Source organism: Sphingomonas oleivorans (genome assembly GCF_003050615.1).
In the GTDB taxonomy this organism is placed as follows: Bacteria; Pseudomonadota; Alphaproteobacteria; order Sphingomonadales; family Sphingomonadaceae; genus Sphingomonas_H; species Sphingomonas_H oleivorans.
In genome coordinates, this window is sequence record NZ_NWBU01000004.1 from 78,429 (window position 1) to 93,297 (window position 14,869).

The window sequence follows — 14,869 nt, forward strand, 5'->3', positions numbered from 1 at the left end:
CGGCTTACTTGACCGAGAAAGCGTGCGTGCCGGTGATGCGATGCGTGTCGGCGGAAACGACGTACCAGTCGATCCGGTAGCTGCCTGCCACCAGCGGCTTGGCCGGCGTCACGATCAGCGTCTTGCCATCGGGGCCGGCCGCCGCCGTGCCCGCTATCTTCATAGGCGGATGACCCGCCATGCCGGGCATGCCGGTCATCACGATTTCGGCGCCCGAAAGCTTCGGCATCAGCGTCTCGCTGAAATGCAGCTCGATCTTGGCCGGCTTGGCGACGACGGCGTTCGCGGCGGGGCTGGCCGAAACGATCTTGGGATGGGCCTGCGCCCCGCTGGCGAGGAGGAAGGCGGCGGCGGCAAAGGCAACGAGATGCTTCATGAGTGGGATCTCCGTTCAGATGTCTCGCCTGCTTTACGCATCCTGCGCACGCCCCCCTCACGCTCCATTCGCACATTGCGACCAACCGAATATGCGCATGCATCAGCCATAAAGGCGCGCGCCTTCTTCGGGGCAAAGCTCCGTCATATTCTGCGAGATTTGGTTGAAACATCGGGTCCGTAAAGACTCCGACGCGGCAGACCCTGCCGCTAGCCGATCTGCAAACGGCACGATATTCGTACCATCGACAGCAATTCCGCCATCACTCCTCCCCGGCCAGCATAGATTTGACTTCTCTCAACCCGCCAGTCGCATGAGGCACAGAAATGGCGCCGCTCAAGCCCAAATATATCACTTTCGACTGCTACGGCACGCTCATCTATTTCGAGATGGCTCCTGTCGCTCGCCGCATTTATGCCGACCGCGTAAAGGCGGAAGACATGGACGCCTTCTGCCGGGATTTCTCCGCCTATCGCCTCGATGAAGTGCTCGGCGCGTGGAAGCCCTATTTCCAGGTGGTGGAAGGCTCGCTCCAGCGCACCTGCCGCAAATGGGGCATCGCCTATCGCGACGAGGATGCGCAGGCCGTCTATGCCGCCGTGCCGACCTGGGGCCCGCACCCGGACGTGCCGGAAGCGCTCGCCAAGGTGGCGGAACATTTTCCGCTGGTGATCCTGTCCAACTCGATGAAGGATCTCATCCCGCACAGCGTCACCAATATCGGCGTGCCCTTCCACGCGGTCTACACCGCGGAGGAAGCCGGCGCCTACAAGCCCCGGATGCAGGCCTTCGAATATATGCTCGACATGCTGGGATGCGGGCCGGAAGATATTCTCCACTGCTCGTCCAGCTTCCGCTATGATCTCATGACCGCCTATGACATGGGTTTCGGCGGCAGGGCGTTCGTCAATCGCGGGCATGAGCCGGCCAACCCCTATTACTACACCCATGAAATCAAGGATATTCGCGGCTTGCCGGGGCTGCTCGGCCTGTGAGCGACAGCGCCGTCCATGAGGCAGGCGCGCCCGTGCGGGCGACGCCTTCCTTCATCGATCTGCGGGACTTCGCCGCGGACGAGACGCAGGGCATCGCCGGCGCGGCCTCGTCCGGCGATGCCTTCCTTGACGACCGTCGTCTCCTCGATCTGCCCAAGGGCCCGGTCACGGTCGGCGCGGTTCGGCTCGATCCGTCGGCCGGGCGCGTGTCGGAGCTCGGCGGCGATGAATATATCATCGTCGTGAGCGGCTCGTTCGGCCTGGAAACGGAAAGCGGATCGCTTCATCTCGCGGCCGGCCAGAGCGCCGTCCTGCCGCAGGGCTCGTCCTTCTCCTGGACGACGCAGGAAGCGACATCGCTGCTCTTCATGCGTCATGAGGGCAGCGGACCGGGTGCCTCTGCGCCGCTCCTGATCGACGAGAGCGCGGAGCTTTCGCCATCGGGCGCGCCGCTTGCCGAGCTGCTGGTCGGGCCGACGCCCCAGTGCCGCAACCACACCGATTACAAGTCGGAAAGCGGCGAGTTCATGTGCGGCGTCTGGGATTCCACGCCCTATCATCGCCGGGCGATGGGCTATCGTCATTATGAGCTGATGCATCTGCTCGAGGGCAGCGTGACCTTCGAGGACGGCATCGGCCGCCGCGCGACCTTCAACAAGGGCGACATCTTCCTGATCGAACAGGGCGCCCATTGCAGCTGGCTGAGCGAAGTGCAGGTGGCGAAAGTCTACGCCATCTACCGCCCGGCCTGAGGCATTTTCGAGCGGGCGGGATCGCAAGGTCCCGCCCGCTCCCCAATCGTCATCCCGGCACAGGCCGGGATGACGGAATTATTCAGCCCTGCGCCGCGAAACGGCGGATATGATAGGGCTCGATCGGCGTGGAGGTCGCGCCCGTCGCGATGAGTTCGGCCATGACATCGCCCACGCCCGGCCCGATCTGAAAGCCCGCGCCGCAAAAGCCGAACGCATAATAAAGGCCCGGCACCTTCCCGCTCGGCCCCATGACGGGCAGATCGTCCGCCATATAGCTTTCGACGCCGCTCCAGACGCGGATGATGTTCACCGCCGCGAGGCCGGGCATCACCCGCCGCATCTGCTCCATCTGCCCAAGCGTATTTTCGGGCAGGACGGAGGCGCGGTTCGTCTCGTTCGACGCCGGCCCGCGCGTGCTGCCGCCATAGACGATGTTGCCGCGCGTCACCTGCCGGAAATAGACCGTCTCATGCACATGCGGCGTGCTGACGCCGATGGTGGGCGCGATGCGATAGGGCAGCGGCTCCGTCACCGCCATTTGCGGGCCATGCACGCTTATCGGCACCGGCTCGCCGAACGCGGCGGACAGCTTGCCGCCCCAGGCGCCGGCGGTGATCAGCACGACGGGCGCGCGGAAGATACCGCGATCGCGCACTTCCACCCGGAAATCCTCACCCACCTTCTCGATGTGGAGGACCTCGGCATTCTCCTCGACCAGCGCCCCTGCCCGCGCCGCAGCCCGGCCGAAGGCCGGCGCGGTCAGGCGGGGATTGGCATGGCCGTCCTGCGGCCCATAGGAGCCGGCGATCGCCTCCCGGCCGATATAGGGGAAGCGATCGCGCAGCGCATTGGCGCTGATCATCTCCAGATCGAGACCATAGTCGCGCGCGTCACGGGCATAGGCTTCCAGCCTGTCCGCCTGCTCGCGCGTGTAGCAGACGCGCAGATGGCCGCTCGCAATGAACTCGCAATCTTCGCCGATCAGCTCGGGCAGCGCCCCCCATATCGCCCGCGCCCGATTGGCGAGCGGAAGCTGATGCAGATAACGGCCCTGACGGCGGACATTGCCGAAATTGGTGCCGCTCGCCTTCTGACCGACGAGATCGCGCTCGAGCAGAATCACCGATTTGCCGCGCTGGCGCAGGAAGAAGGCGGCCGACGCCCCCATGATGCCGCCGCCCACGATGATGACGTCCGCGGTCCTCATTCCGCCTTCTCCACGATGGTGGACACCGACAGCGGCTTGACGGGCGCCTGCCCGCGCAGCCGGCCGACCTCTGAGAGATCCCTGCCGCGTACCTCCGCCAATATTTCCGCCGCTGCCGATCCGCAGAAGCGGCCCTGGCAACGGCCCATGCCGACGCGCGACAGCGCCTTGGTGCGGTTCATCTCCGGCGCGCCCTTGGCGCAGGCGGTCTCGCGGATCTGCCCAGCCGTGATGACCTCGCAGCGGCAGACGATCACATCATCCTCGACCTGACGGACGAGCCCCGCAGGCCAGGGAAAGGCGGTCGCCAGCCCGCGCCGGAACCGATCGAACCGCCGCATCTTGCCGCGAAGCCGATCCATCTCGGCCTCCTCGACCGATCGGCCGAGATCCTTCATCGCCGCAAGCGCCGCAAGCCGGCCGGCCGTCTCCGCCGCATCGGCGCCGAGCACCTTCGCGCCATCGCCCGCGACATAGATGCCGGGCCGGCCGGTGCGCCCATCGCCATCCTTTTCGGGCCGCCACTGGCCGGTCGCCTCATCGAAGACGAAGGGGCAGCCGGCCAGATCGGCAAGCTGCGTCTCGCTGCGCAGATGGAACCCCATCGCCACCGCGTCACACTCGATGCGATGCTCGCGTCCGTCGGCGGTGCGATAGCGCACGCCTTCGACGGAGGATTGCCCGATGACCTCGATCGGCGTGATGCCATTCCTGACCGTTACGCGCCGGGCCATGAGCTGCGCCCGGAAATAAAGGCCGCGCGCCAGGAAATCCGGGCGCACCACAAGATCCGCCATCGCCTTGGCCTGGGCGGACAGCGGCGAGGTATCGAGGACGGCGGCGACCTCCACCCCGGCCTTCGCATATTGATAGGCGACGAGGTACAGAAGCGGCCCGGTGCCCATGAACACCACCCGCGCGCCGATGCCGCAGGCCTGCGCCTTGAGCGCGATCTGGGACCCACCGAGGCTGTAGCTGCCAGGCAAGGTCCAGCCCTTGATCGGCGCCAGGCGGTCCGTGGCGCCCGTCGCCAATATCGCCGCGTCGAACTCGATCGCACGCGCCACCCCGTCGGAGACCGTATGGAGGACATTGCCGGCGATGTTCCAGGCGAGCGTATCGGGCCGGTAATCGACCGCGTCCTTCAGCCCGTCGAAGGCGCCATGGAGCGCACGCGCCTTGGCGGCGTCGAAGCCGTAGAGCGACTCATAGGATCGGGTGAAATTCCGCGGCTGGCGCCGGTAGATCTGCCCGCCGGAAAAACTCGCCTCGTCGATGACGATCGGGCGCAACCCGGCCTCCACCAGACATTCGGCTGCGCGCACGCCGGCCGGGCCGGCACCGACGACGATTATGCGGGGATCGGCCATAATGCCTCGGATGGGGGTTGGGTAAGAACGCTCATGCCTTCGCGCGCGGGGGTGGTGCAGGCGCGGATGCGCTGGCCGTCGGCCGTCCACATCCAGCAATCCTGGCAAGCCCCCATCAGGCAGAAGCCGGCGCGGCTTCCGTCGCCGAATTCGGACTGGCGCAGCACCGGCCCGGAGGTGAGGACGGCGACGAGCAGGCTGTCGCCATCCAGCGCCTTCACCACTTGCCCGTCGATCAGGAGCCGGATCGGGTTCCGATCCTGCTCGCTTACTCGCTTGAATCGTGCCGTCTGCACTTCTACGCGCCCTTCCGCCGGCGACCGGCCCTGCTCAGAGATATTTCAGCCACCAGATGTCCTTGCGACGCTGCTTCAGCGCGGCAAACCAGCGCGTGGGAAGATAGAGCGGAATGATGAGGCCCAAGACCCACAGCCACACCGGCCCGAGGCTATCGACGCCGAAGAAGGCGCCGTGATTGGCTCCCCAGATCTGAAAAGCGATCAGATAGAGCGCCTTCAGCACATAGAGGTGGAGCAGGTAGAAGAACATCGGCGCACCGCCGAGCACGGCGAGCATCGGCACCAGCCGGCTCTCCTGCTTGCGCTCGAACAGCCGCAGGAACAGGGCGCCCAGCCCGAGCGAGGGCATGAGGAACAGCAGCGACGGCGGATATTTGGTGAGCGCGAGGAAGCTCATCACCGTGCGCAGCGTGTCGCCGGTATGGACCCAGGGCTTCTCGCCATAGACGTTGATCCAGCGGATCACGAAGAAGCCGACGAGCAGCGCCACGCCCAGCATGAGCAGCCGCCGCAGCCGCTGCGCCGGATCGACCCCGCGCGCGAACCACGGGCCGACCGCATAGCCGAGCAGGATCACGCCGATCCACGGCAGGACCGGATAGGTCGTCTTGGCGATCATGCCGCCACCAAGCTCGATCACCGAACGCTGATGGAGGATCGCCCAGGGAATGTAGAAGGGAGACTCCGGCGTCAGCACGACGCCGTCGAGCAGATTATGGCCGCAGACGATCACCGCGCCGATGACCAATTGCCAGGCGCGCGGCAGATGCAGCAGGCCGGCGAGCACGATCATGCAGATGCCGATCGCCCAGATGACCTGAAGCCAGAAGGTCTGCGGCGGGAACTGCGCGGACCAGGCGAAGCCGACGAAGGTGAGCTCGAGGAAGATCAGGAAGGCCCCGCGCTTCAGCAGGAAGAGCGAGGTTTCGGCGCGGCTGTGCGACTGGCCATAAAGATAGGCGGAAAGGCCGGTCAGCGCGACGAACACGGGCGCGCAGAGCTGGCTCAGCAGGCGCGTGAAGAAGAGGTCCGGCGCCACGGTGAGCGCGTTCATCGGATCGGTCACCTGCATGTGCAGATACCAGGTCTCGCGCACATGATCGACGAGCATGAACAGCATGACCAGCCCACGCAGCGCGTCGATCGAAAGCAGGCGTGTGCGCGCCTTGGCCGCCGCATCTGCTTTTGGTGGGGCCACACCCCCCGCGGCGCCGATCACGCCCTTATTTCCCGCCCAGCTCGCCATGCCATTCCCTTCCGTAGAACGCGCCTTGATGCCCCATATGCCGCGACAAGCGGCAAGACTTCCGCCTCAGCGACCTTCTCTCTTCGGAGAGACAGGAAAGCCGCTTGCCTCCACTCCAGCGAAACTCCGTCTTGTGGACCGATTACAGCAACGACTGACCGCCAAATCTTCCGTTTTCGCATTTTGCAGCGGACATTCATCGCGATTTGAAAGCGGCGGACGAACGAACATGTCGGCCATTGGCGATCCCCATTTGCCCATTCGCCCGCGCTGTCACGCGGGATGCCGGCGGGAGATCCCTCGCCACGCCTTACCCGGTGCCCAAGCGCGCAGCTTCATCGGCGGCAGCGCATAGATCGTCCGCCGAGCGGTGGCAGGCGATCTCCCGCCCGGCGACTTGCCAGCGCGGCGGCGCCAGCACATCGCATCGGCCCGGAATGGCGAGATCGCAGCGCGGGAAGAAATTGCATCCGCCCGGCTGGGCGGCGGCCCGGCCCAACGCCCGGCCATAGGAGCGCCCCGCCTCCTCCAGCCAGCCCTGACGCAACTCCGGCACGGAAGACATGAGCAGGCGCGAATAGGGATGATGCGGCGGCGTCTGCAGGCTCGCCCGGTCGCCGGCCTCCACCTTCACGCCGCCATAGAGCACCATGACCTCGTCCGAGATCGAGCGGACCGTCTCCAGATCGTGGCTGATGAACATATAAGCGACGCCCAGCTCGGCGCGCAACTCGACCAGCAGGTCGAGCACCGCCGCCGCCACCACCGGATCGAGCGCCGAGGTCACCTCGTCGCACAGCACGAGATCGGGCTCGGCCGCCAATGCCCGGGCGAGGTTCACGCGCTGCTTCTGCCCGCCCGAAAGCTCGGCCGGATAGCGATCGGCCAGGCGGCGCGGCAGATGGACCAGATCGAGCAGCCGATTGACCTCCGCGCGGAGCGCCGCGCCCGAAAGCCGGCGATAGAAGATCAGCGGCCGCGCCAATATGTGCCGGACGGTCGAGGCCGGATTGAGCGCGGTATCGGCGATCTGGAAAACGAGCTGAACGCGCTGCAGCTCTTCCTTCGTGCGCGCGGAAAGCGCGGGGGCCATCGGCGTGCCGTCCAGCAGCACCTCGCCCTTCGCCGCCGGGTGCAGGCCGGCGATCACGCGCGCCAGCGTGCTCTTGCCGCAGCCCGATTCCCCGATCACACCCAGGATCGAGCCGCGGCGGATGCTGACGCTGACATCGTCCAATATGCGCGTGCGCGGATTGCCCGCGCCATCAGTGCCGCCATAGCCCGCGACCAGCCCCTTGAGCTCGAGCAGCGGAATGCCGCTTCGCTCCCGGAAGGATCCCTCGCCACGCTCGCGCGGCGCGGCGGCGGCGAGGAGCGCGCGGGAATAATCATGGGTGGGCGCCGACAGGATCTGGCCGGTATCTCCCGTCTCCTGCACCGCGCCGTTGCGCAGCACGACGATCCGGTCCGCGATCTGCGCCACGACGGCGAGATCGTGCGTGACATAGACGGCGGTGGTGTTGCGCTCGCGGACCACCGCCTTGAACGCCTTCAACACCTCGATCTGGGTCGTGACGTCGAGCGCGGTCGTCGGCTCGTCGAATATCACCAGCTCCGGATCGGTGATCAGCGCCATGGCGGCCAGAAGGCGCTGGAGCTGCCCGCCCGAAACCTGATGCGGATAGCGCGCGCCCACCCCATCCGGATCCGGCAGCGCCAGCGCGCGGAACAGGCCACGCGCCTTCTCCTCCGCCTCGGCCTCGGTCAGCGTGCCGTGGATCAGCGCGCTTTCGATCACCTGCGACATGATCGTTCGCGCCGGATTGAACGCCGCGGCAGCACTCTGCGCGACATAGGCGACGGTCCGCCCGCGCAGATCGCGAAGCTCCCGCGCATCGAGCGCATGGACGGGAAGCCCCGCCACCTCGATCTGCCCCCCCGCGATCCGGCAGCCGGGCCGGGCATAGCCCAGCATGGACAGCGCGATCGTCGTCTTGCCCGATCCGGACTCGCCGATCAGCGCGAGCACCTCGCCCCGCCCCACGGTCAGGTCGACATTCTCGACGATCGGCATTTCCCCGCCGTCATCCTGCCGCGCGACGATGCGCAGCCCTTCGATGCGAACCAGCGGCGCCGTCATCGCCGGCCCGCGCCCGGGCGGCCGCCCGGCAGATTATCGATCACGAGATTGACCCCGATGGTGAGCGTCGCGATCGCGATCGCAGGAAACAGCACCGCCGGCGCGCCATAGCCCAGGCCGGCGATATTCTCCCGGACGAGCGAGCCAAGATCGGCATAAGGCGGCTGGACGCCCAGGCCCAGGAAGCTGAGACCGCTGAGCAGCAGCACGACGAAGACGAAGCGCAGACCGAAATCGGCGAGCAGCGGCCCGATCACGTTCGGCAGGATTTCGCACCGGACGATATAGCCGATGCCCTCGCCGCGCGTGCGGGCGACCTGCACGAAATCCATCGCCGCGACGTTGAGCGCGAGCGCCCGCGCGATGCGAAACGCGCCCGGCGTATAGATCAGCGCGATCGTCCCGATGAGCACCGGGATCGAGGAGCCGAGCGAAGCGATCACGACCAGGCTGAACATCAGGCTGGGGATCGCGATCAGCGTGTCGAACAGGCGCACGAGCAGCATGTCGATCCAGCCGCCGACGGTCGCCGCCGCCAGCCCGAACAGCACGCCCACCGATGCCGCGAGCAGCGTCGCGACCAGCGCAATGAACACCGTATAGCGCGCGGCGGTCAGCATGCGGCTGAGAATGTCGCGGCCGAGATAGTCGGTCCCGAGCGGAAAGGCGGCGCTCGCCGGACTGAACACGTCGAGATCGACGACCGCGCCCACATCATGCGGCGCCAGCGCGGGCCCGATCGCTGCGACCACCAGCCAGAAACTGACGGTGACGAGGCCGATGGCACCGCTGAGATTGATGCGGCGTGGACGGCGCTGGCGCTTGGCGGCAGGCGCTTCGGCGGGCGCAATGGACTGGGCGTCGGTCATCGGTGGCGGAGCCTCGGATTGGCGAGGATGGCGATGATGTCGGCGGTCGTGACGAGCACGAGATAGGAGGAGCAGAAAATCATGGCGACGGTCTGGACCAGCGGCATGTCGCGGGTGGCGACCGCATCGACCATCAGCTTGGCGACGCCGGGATAGTTGAAGATGATCTCGACGACGATAACGCCACCCATCAGCACCGACAGGCTGAGCGCGACCGCACTGGCGATCGGGCCAATAGCATTGGGCAGCGCATGGCGCAGCACGATGCGGACCGGGCCCGCGCCCTTCAGTCGCGCGGTTTCGACATAGGAACTGGCCAGCGCATCGACCACCGCCGCGCGCGTCATCCGGATCATCTGCGCGATGATGACGCAGGACAGGCTGAGCACGGGCATGGCGAAGACCCTGAGCAGCGCCGACAGCGAATCGATGTCGCGCGTCGAGGACAGCGCGGGCAGCCAGTGCAGCATCACCGCGAAGACCAGTACGGCCAGCGTCGCGACCAGGAATTCGGGCACGGAAACGATGCCGATGCTGACCAGGCTGATAGTCCGGTCGAAAGCGGAGCCGCGCCAGGTCGCGGCCGCGATGCCCAGGACGAGCGCCACGGGCACGGAGACCAGAGCTGTCAGCCCGGCGAGCAACAGCGAATTGGAGAGGCGCGGCCCGATCAGGTCCAGCACCGGCATATTATTGATCAGCGAATTGCCGGGATCGCCGGCCAGAAGGCCGAACAGCCAGCTCAGGTAACGCTGATAGGCCGGCTGATCGAGATTCATCGCCCGGCGCAGGCCGGCGACCGCCTCGGGCGTGGCGCTCTGGCCCAGAATGGCCTCGGCGACATCGCCGCCCATCAGGAAATTGGCGGCAAAGACCACGATCGAGACCAGCAGCATGGTTGCCAGCGCGCTGGCAACCCGCACCGCGATCATACGGGCGATCTGAAGGTTCAGCATCATGCGTCCTCCAGCCAGACATGTTCGGCGAAGGCGCCACCCATCAACCCGCCCTGCGGCATCGGCCGCATGCCCTTCAGCCGCGGGCTATGGGCATCCAGCGTGCTGATGAACAGCGGGATGCCGACGCCCGACTGCGCATGGATCATGCGCTGCATCTCCTGATAGATTGCGCGGCGACGCCCCTCGTCCCTGTCGGCGCGCGCCTCCAGCAACAGCCGGTCGAACCGCTCATTCTTCCAGCCGGATTCGTTCCACGGCGCGTCGGACTTGAAGAATTGGGTGAAGATGATGTCGGCGGTCGGGCGCGCATTCACATTGCCGAAGCCCACCGGCACCTTCATCCAGTGATTGGCCCAATAACCGTCGGCAGGAACGCGGCGAATATCGAGGTTGAGCCCCGCCTTGCGCGCCGACGCCTGCATCAGAACCGCGATATCGTCCGATTTCTCGGCCGGCGGCGCGGTCACGATCGGCACGGTCGCGCCGAGCAGGCCGGCGCGCCTGAAATGGAAGCGGGCCCGATCGAGATCATAGGGCCGCTGGGGCAGATCGGGATTGAAATAGGGATTTGTGGGCGGGATGGGATGATCGTTGGCGAGCATCGCATAATCGCGGAAGATCGCGTTGCGCATCGTCGCCCGGTCCAGGAGATATTTCATGCCCAGCACGAAATCGGGATTGTGGCCGGGCGCCTGATCGAGACGGATGACGAGGTCGGTGAAGCCGCCCGATTTGGATTCGAAAATCTCGAGCCCCGCGCGGCGAAGCTGCTTGGTGATGCGCGGGTTGATGGCGTTGATCAGGTCCACATCGCCCGACAGCAGCGCGTTCACGCGGGCATTTTCATCGGCGATGGCGAACAGCTCCACCTCGCCCAGATGCGGCGGCCGGCGCCAATAATCCTCATTGCGGACCGAGACCGATCGGACGCCGGGCGTATATTCCTTGCAGCGGAACGGCCCGGTGCCGTTGGCGGTGGTGAAATCGGTCGTGCCGTCCCGGATGATCTGAAAATTATTGATGCCCAATATCACCGGCAGATCGGCATTGGGGGCGATCAGCGTGATCCGCACCTCGTCCGGCGCCATGGCGCGGATTTCCGCGAATTGGCTGGCGAAGACGCGCGCCTTCGACCCCACCGCCGGATCGGCATGGCGGCGCAGCGAATAGACGACGTCATCGGCGGTCAGCTTCTTGCCGTCATGGAAACGCACGTCGCGGCGCAGCTTCACCGTCCAGACGGTGGCATCGCGGCTTTCGATCGACTCGGCGAGCGCCAGTTGCGCCCGCGAATGCTCGTCGAGGCTGGTGAGACCGTTATAGAACATGTGGCAACGGCAATAATCCGTCGCCACCGCTTGCTTGGCGGGATCGAGCGTGTCGGCGGTGGAGCTGTTGTTCGTCGCCACGCGCAGACGGCCACCCTTCACCGGCGGCCGGGGATCGCTCACGCCGCAGCCTGCAAGCGCGCCCGGCAGGACGGTCGCCACACCCCCGGCGGCGAGAAGGCGGACGACATCGCGCCGCGAGACCGAAGGAACGCCGCCGATCACCGGATCGCATCCTGGAAACGATAATAAGCGCCGACGAACGGCAGAAACCAAGGCGGCCCGAAATGGCCTGGAATGGCCGGCCAGTCGAAATCGCGCCACAGATTGGCGCCGACATCGCCGGCCATCACCCGCGCCATCTGCTGCCCCATATGGACCGACATCTGCGTGCCATGGCCGCTATAGCCGAGCGAATAGAAGAGGCCGTCACGCTCGCCGGCACGCGGCATACGATCGGCGGTCATGTCCACCACGCCGCCCCAGCAATGGGAGATCGGCGCCGCCGCCAGATCGGGAAAGATGGTGCCGAGCGCCTGTTCCAGTATCGCGCCGCTGCGCTGGTCGCTGGTCGGGCTCGAAAGGGCGAAGCGCGCGCGGCCACCGAAGATCAGCCGATCATCGCCGGTCAGGCGGAAATAATTGCCGATATTCTTGGTGGTCGTGCAGTTGCGCCGCCCCGGCATCAGCCGTGCGATCAGATCGGGCGACAGCGGCTCGGTGGCGATGATGAAGCTGCCGATCGGCACGATCCGCCGGCGAAACCAGCCGAACGGCCCACGCATCGACGCACCCGTGGCGAGCAGCAGCTGATCCGCCTCGATCGTCCCGCGCGTCGTCCTGATCCGGTAACGGCTTCCGTTCAGCCGGCGCAATCCGGTGACGGCCGCACCTTCCTGGATGACGACACCCGCCCGCACCGCCGCCTCGGCCAGACCGACGGCGAAGCGGCCCATATGGAAGGATGCGCTGTGCGGAAAAACGAGACCGCCATGAAAGGCATCCGACCCGACCTCGCCCGCCAGCGCCGCCCGATCGAGCAGCCGGATATCGGGCTCCACCTCGCGCGCCAGCACCTCGGCGCTGCGGGCCAGCTTCTCATAATGACCCGGCTTGGCGGCCAGCTTCAGCTTGCCGTTGCGAACGAAGTCGCAGTCGATCCGCTCTTCCACGATCAGCCGCTCGACCGTGTCGACGGCATCGTCGAACGCCCGATAGAGGCCACGCGCCGCTTCCATGCCGATCCGGCCGGCAAGGCCGCCAAGATCGCTCGCCAGCCCGTTATTGCAATGCCCGCCATTGCGGCCGGACGCCTCGCCGGCGACGCGCCCCGCCTCCAGCAGGACGACATCCGCGCCGCGCCGCGCCAGCGCCAGTGCCGCCGAAAGGCCGGTGAAACCGCCGCCGATGACGACGACGCCAGCCTTGCCTTCCACGGGAGCGGACGATCCGCCGGTGAAGCGAGGAGCGCTATCGAGCCAGTAGGAATCGAGCTTCATCGATGCCGCTCTCAACGAGCCCGAGCCATGCGGCAGCAGGTCAACTTTCCGTCACAAACCACTGCTATAGCGTTCGACATCGAGCCTGACCCCTCCGGCTTCATTGGCGGCATGCGCCGTTCAACCCCTTCACTGTCTCTCAACCCCTCCGCATTGTCGGCATAATATTGCGGCGCCCAAGACAGCATCTGCCATTTCGCGAGCCTGAACCGCACAGATTGTTGCGGCCGGCCGGCATGCGCGAAAGCCTCAGACGGAATCGCCGAAATCGATCAGCGCCGTCTTGCTATGCAGGTTTGCCTCATAGGCCTGGCGCCCCAGATCCCGCCCGATGCCGGAGCGCTTGAAGCCGCCGGTGGGCAGGATGAAGTCGCCCGAGCGGCCATAGCGATTGACCCATACCGTGCCCGCCTCGAGCCGGCGAACGGCGCGCAGGGCGCGCGCGAGATCGCCCGTATGAACGCCCGCGGCAAGGCCATAATCGGGATGGTCAGCCAGCGACAGCGCTTCCTCCTCGTCGGTGAAGGTCTGGACCGTCAGCACGGGGCCGAATATCTCCGCGCGCACCGCCTCTCCTTCGGCAGCCACGTCGGTCAGGATGGTCGGGCGATAGAAAGCCCCGTCCTGCGGCGCGGTCGCACGGCCACCGCCGGTAACGACGGTCGCTCCCTCCGCCACCGCGCGCCGGACGATGCCGTCGATACGATCGCACTGTCCGTCGGAAATAATCGGCGACAGGGTCGTGCCATCCTGCCAGGTGGCGCCGGGCTTCAGCGCCTCGAATGCCTTGCCGATCCGATCGATCATCTCGTCCGCGACCCGCCTCTCGACGATCAGCCGCGATCCGGCGACGCAGACCTGCCCGGCATTGCCGCTGATCGCGCGCGCCACCGTGGCGGCGGTGCGCGCAATATCGGGCGCGTCGGCGAAGACGATCTGCGGGCTCTTGCCGCCCAGTTCCAGCGTCACCGGCTTGATGCCGCTTTCGGCGCTGGCGGCCATGATCGCCGCCCCTGTCCGGGTCGATCCGGTGAAGGTGATCTTGGCGATACGCGGATGACGAACGATGGCGTCGCCGACCGTGCGCCCGTCCCCCTGCACGATATTGAGCATGCCCGCGGGAAGCCCTGCCTCGATCGCGAGCTCGGCTAGGCGGACGACGCTGAACGGCGTCATTTCGGAAGGCTTCAGGACGACGGCATTGCCTGCCGCGAGCGCCGGCGCAATCTTCCAGCAGGCCATGACGAGCGGGAAATTCCAGGGCGCGATGGCACCGATCACGCCATAAGGCTGGTTCAGGATCAGCCCCAGATTATCGTGCCGCGTAGCCCCGATCTCCCCGCCGGACTTGTCCGCGAATTCGGAAAAGAAGCGAATGCACTCGGCCGTGGTCGGCACATCCCATGCCACAGCCTCCGCGATCGGCCGGGTGGAGCCGACCGCCTCCAGCCGAGCGAGATTGACGACATCGGCCTCCACCAGATCGGCCCAGCGGCGCATCACACGAATGCGATCGCGCGGCGCCGCCGTCGCCCAGCCGCTACGGTGGAATGCCTGCCAGGCGCGCTCCGCCGCCTCGGCCACCTGATCGACGCTGGCCGTCGCCATATCGCAATAGACGCGCCGATCGGACGGCCGCAGCACGGACATCGCAGCCCCCTGCCCCGCGACATGGACGCCGCCGATGAAATTTCCTGCGGGCGGAACGACGCCATCGGGATCGAACGTCGCCGCGGCAATGGCAATCGTCATATGGCGGCCACCCAGCGTGCGAGGTCGGTCATGCTCTGCTTTCCCTCCAAAGCGCCGATAATCCCTGCCAAAGA

Annotated in this window: 13 protein-coding genes; 2 read left to right on the forward strand and 11 right to left on the reverse strand. The window is 66.4% G+C overall.

The genetic code is table 11. From position 1 onward, the window contains the following. Positions 1 to 4 precede the first annotated feature (4 nt). On the reverse strand, positions 5 to 376 hold the full coding sequence (gene copC, locus CLG96_RS00560) for a copper homeostasis periplasmic binding protein CopC (RefSeq protein ID WP_107965927.1): 372 nt from the start codon (positions 374 to 376) through the stop codon (positions 5 to 7). A 326-nt stretch (positions 377 to 702) separates the two neighbouring features. On the opposite strand from copC, the gene CLG96_RS00565 reads away from it, so the two are divergent. Continuing rightward, positions 703 to 1,371, forward strand: a complete 669-nt coding sequence (locus tag CLG96_RS00565; protein ID WP_107965928.1) for a haloacid dehalogenase type II — start codon at positions 703 to 705, stop codon at positions 1,369 to 1,371. After that, positions 1,368 to 2,123, forward strand: coding sequence for a cupin domain-containing protein (locus tag CLG96_RS00570; protein ID WP_243395546.1), 756 nt, complete (start codon positions 1,368 to 1,370; stop codon positions 2,121 to 2,123). The genes CLG96_RS00565 and CLG96_RS00570 overlap by 4 nt, the downstream gene beginning before the upstream one ends. 82 nt (positions 2,124 to 2,205) lie before the next feature. Here the strand turns inward: CLG96_RS00570 and CLG96_RS00575 are convergent, their stop codons facing one another. From CLG96_RS00575 to CLG96_RS00620, 10 genes are all read right to left on the reverse strand, one after another. Further along, the gene (locus CLG96_RS00575) at positions 2,206 to 3,333 is read right to left on the reverse strand and encodes an NAD(P)/FAD-dependent oxidoreductase (protein ID WP_107965929.1); all 1,128 of its coding nucleotides are present in this window, start codon (positions 3,331 to 3,333) and stop codon (positions 2,206 to 2,208) included. Next, positions 3,330 to 4,703, reverse strand: a complete 1,374-nt coding sequence (locus CLG96_RS00580) for an FAD/NAD(P)-dependent oxidoreductase (protein WP_107965930.1) — start codon at positions 4,701 to 4,703, stop codon at positions 3,330 to 3,332. Before CLG96_RS00580 ends, CLG96_RS00575 begins: the two co-directional genes overlap by 4 nt. Then, the gene (locus CLG96_RS00585; RefSeq protein WP_107965931.1) at positions 4,685 to 4,999 is read right to left on the reverse strand and encodes a (2Fe-2S)-binding protein; all 315 of its coding nucleotides are present in this window, start codon (positions 4,997 to 4,999) and stop codon (positions 4,685 to 4,687) included. The genes CLG96_RS00580 and CLG96_RS00585 overlap by 19 nt, the downstream gene beginning before the upstream one ends. A gap of 34 nt (positions 5,000 to 5,033) precedes the next feature. Beyond that, a complete protein-coding gene (locus CLG96_RS00590; protein ID WP_107965932.1) occupies positions 5,034 to 6,248 on the reverse strand; it encodes an acetyltransferase domain-containing protein in 1,215 nt (404 codons plus the stop codon). A gap of 310 nt (positions 6,249 to 6,558) precedes the next feature. Further along, positions 6,559 to 8,388, reverse strand: a complete 1,830-nt coding sequence (locus CLG96_RS00595; protein ID WP_107965933.1) for an ABC transporter ATP-binding protein — start codon at positions 8,386 to 8,388, stop codon at positions 6,559 to 6,561. After that, positions 8,385 to 9,257, reverse strand: a complete 873-nt coding sequence (locus CLG96_RS00600; protein WP_107965934.1) for an ABC transporter permease — start codon at positions 9,255 to 9,257, stop codon at positions 8,385 to 8,387. Before CLG96_RS00600 ends, CLG96_RS00595 begins: the two co-directional genes overlap by 4 nt. Beyond that, positions 9,254 to 10,216: an ABC transporter permease gene (locus CLG96_RS00605; protein ID WP_207796522.1), complete on the reverse strand. Its 963-nt coding sequence runs from the start codon at positions 10,214 to 10,216 to the stop codon at positions 9,254 to 9,256. Before CLG96_RS00605 ends, CLG96_RS00600 begins: the two co-directional genes overlap by 4 nt. Beyond that, positions 10,213 to 11,769: an ABC transporter substrate-binding protein gene (locus CLG96_RS00610; RefSeq protein WP_107965935.1), complete on the reverse strand. Its 1,557-nt coding sequence runs from the start codon at positions 11,767 to 11,769 to the stop codon at positions 10,213 to 10,215. The genes CLG96_RS00605 and CLG96_RS00610 overlap by 4 nt, the downstream gene beginning before the upstream one ends. After that, positions 11,766 to 13,043 carry an NAD(P)/FAD-dependent oxidoreductase gene (locus tag CLG96_RS00615; protein WP_107965936.1) on the reverse strand — a complete coding sequence of 426 codons (1,278 nt, stop codon included), beginning with the start codon at positions 13,041 to 13,043 and terminating at the stop codon, positions 11,766 to 11,768. The genes CLG96_RS00610 and CLG96_RS00615 overlap by 4 nt, the downstream gene beginning before the upstream one ends. A gap of 249 nt (positions 13,044 to 13,292) precedes the next feature. After that, positions 13,293 to 14,795 (reverse strand): aldehyde dehydrogenase family protein, encoded by a 1,503-nt coding sequence (locus CLG96_RS00620; protein WP_107965937.1) that lies wholly within the window; start codon positions 14,793 to 14,795, stop codon positions 13,293 to 13,295. Positions 14,796 to 14,869 lie beyond the last annotated feature (74 nt).

What these genes read in the sequence shown, in the direction of transcription:
- CLG96_RS00595 (WP_107965933.1), bottom strand. Translation starts at nt 8,388, where the DNA reads ATGACGGCGCCGCTGGTTCGCATCGAAGGGCTGCGCATCGTCGCGCGG.
- CLG96_RS00620 (WP_107965937.1), bottom strand. Translation starts at nt 14,795, where the DNA reads ATGACGATTGCCATTGCCGCGGCGACGTTCGATCCCGATGGCGTCGTT.
- CLG96_RS00590 (WP_107965932.1), bottom strand. Translation starts at nt 6,248, where the DNA reads ATGGCGAGCTGGGCGGGAAATAAGGGCGTGATCGGCGCCGCGGGGGGT.
- CLG96_RS00600 (WP_107965934.1), bottom strand. Translation starts at nt 9,257, where the DNA reads ATGACCGACGCCCAGTCCATTGCGCCCGCCGAAGCGCCTGCCGCCAAG.
- CLG96_RS00575 (WP_107965929.1), bottom strand. Translation starts at nt 3,333, where the DNA reads ATGAGGACCGCGGACGTCATCATCGTGGGCGGCGGCATCATGGGGGCG.
- CLG96_RS00605 (WP_207796522.1), bottom strand. Translation starts at nt 10,216, where the DNA reads ATGATGCTGAACCTTCAGATCGCCCGTATGATCGCGGTGCGGGTTGCC.
- CLG96_RS00615 (WP_107965936.1), bottom strand. Translation starts at nt 13,043, where the DNA reads ATGAAGCTCGATTCCTACTGGCTCGATAGCGCTCCTCGCTTCACCGGC.
- copC (WP_107965927.1), bottom strand. Translation starts at nt 376, where the DNA reads ATGAAGCATCTCGTTGCCTTTGCCGCCGCCGCCTTCCTCCTCGCCAGC.
- CLG96_RS00565 (WP_107965928.1), top strand. Translation starts at nt 703, where the DNA reads ATGGCGCCGCTCAAGCCCAAATATATCACTTTCGACTGCTACGGCACG.
- CLG96_RS00580 (WP_107965930.1), bottom strand. Translation starts at nt 4,703, where the DNA reads ATGGCCGATCCCCGCATAATCGTCGTCGGTGCCGGCCCGGCCGGCGTG.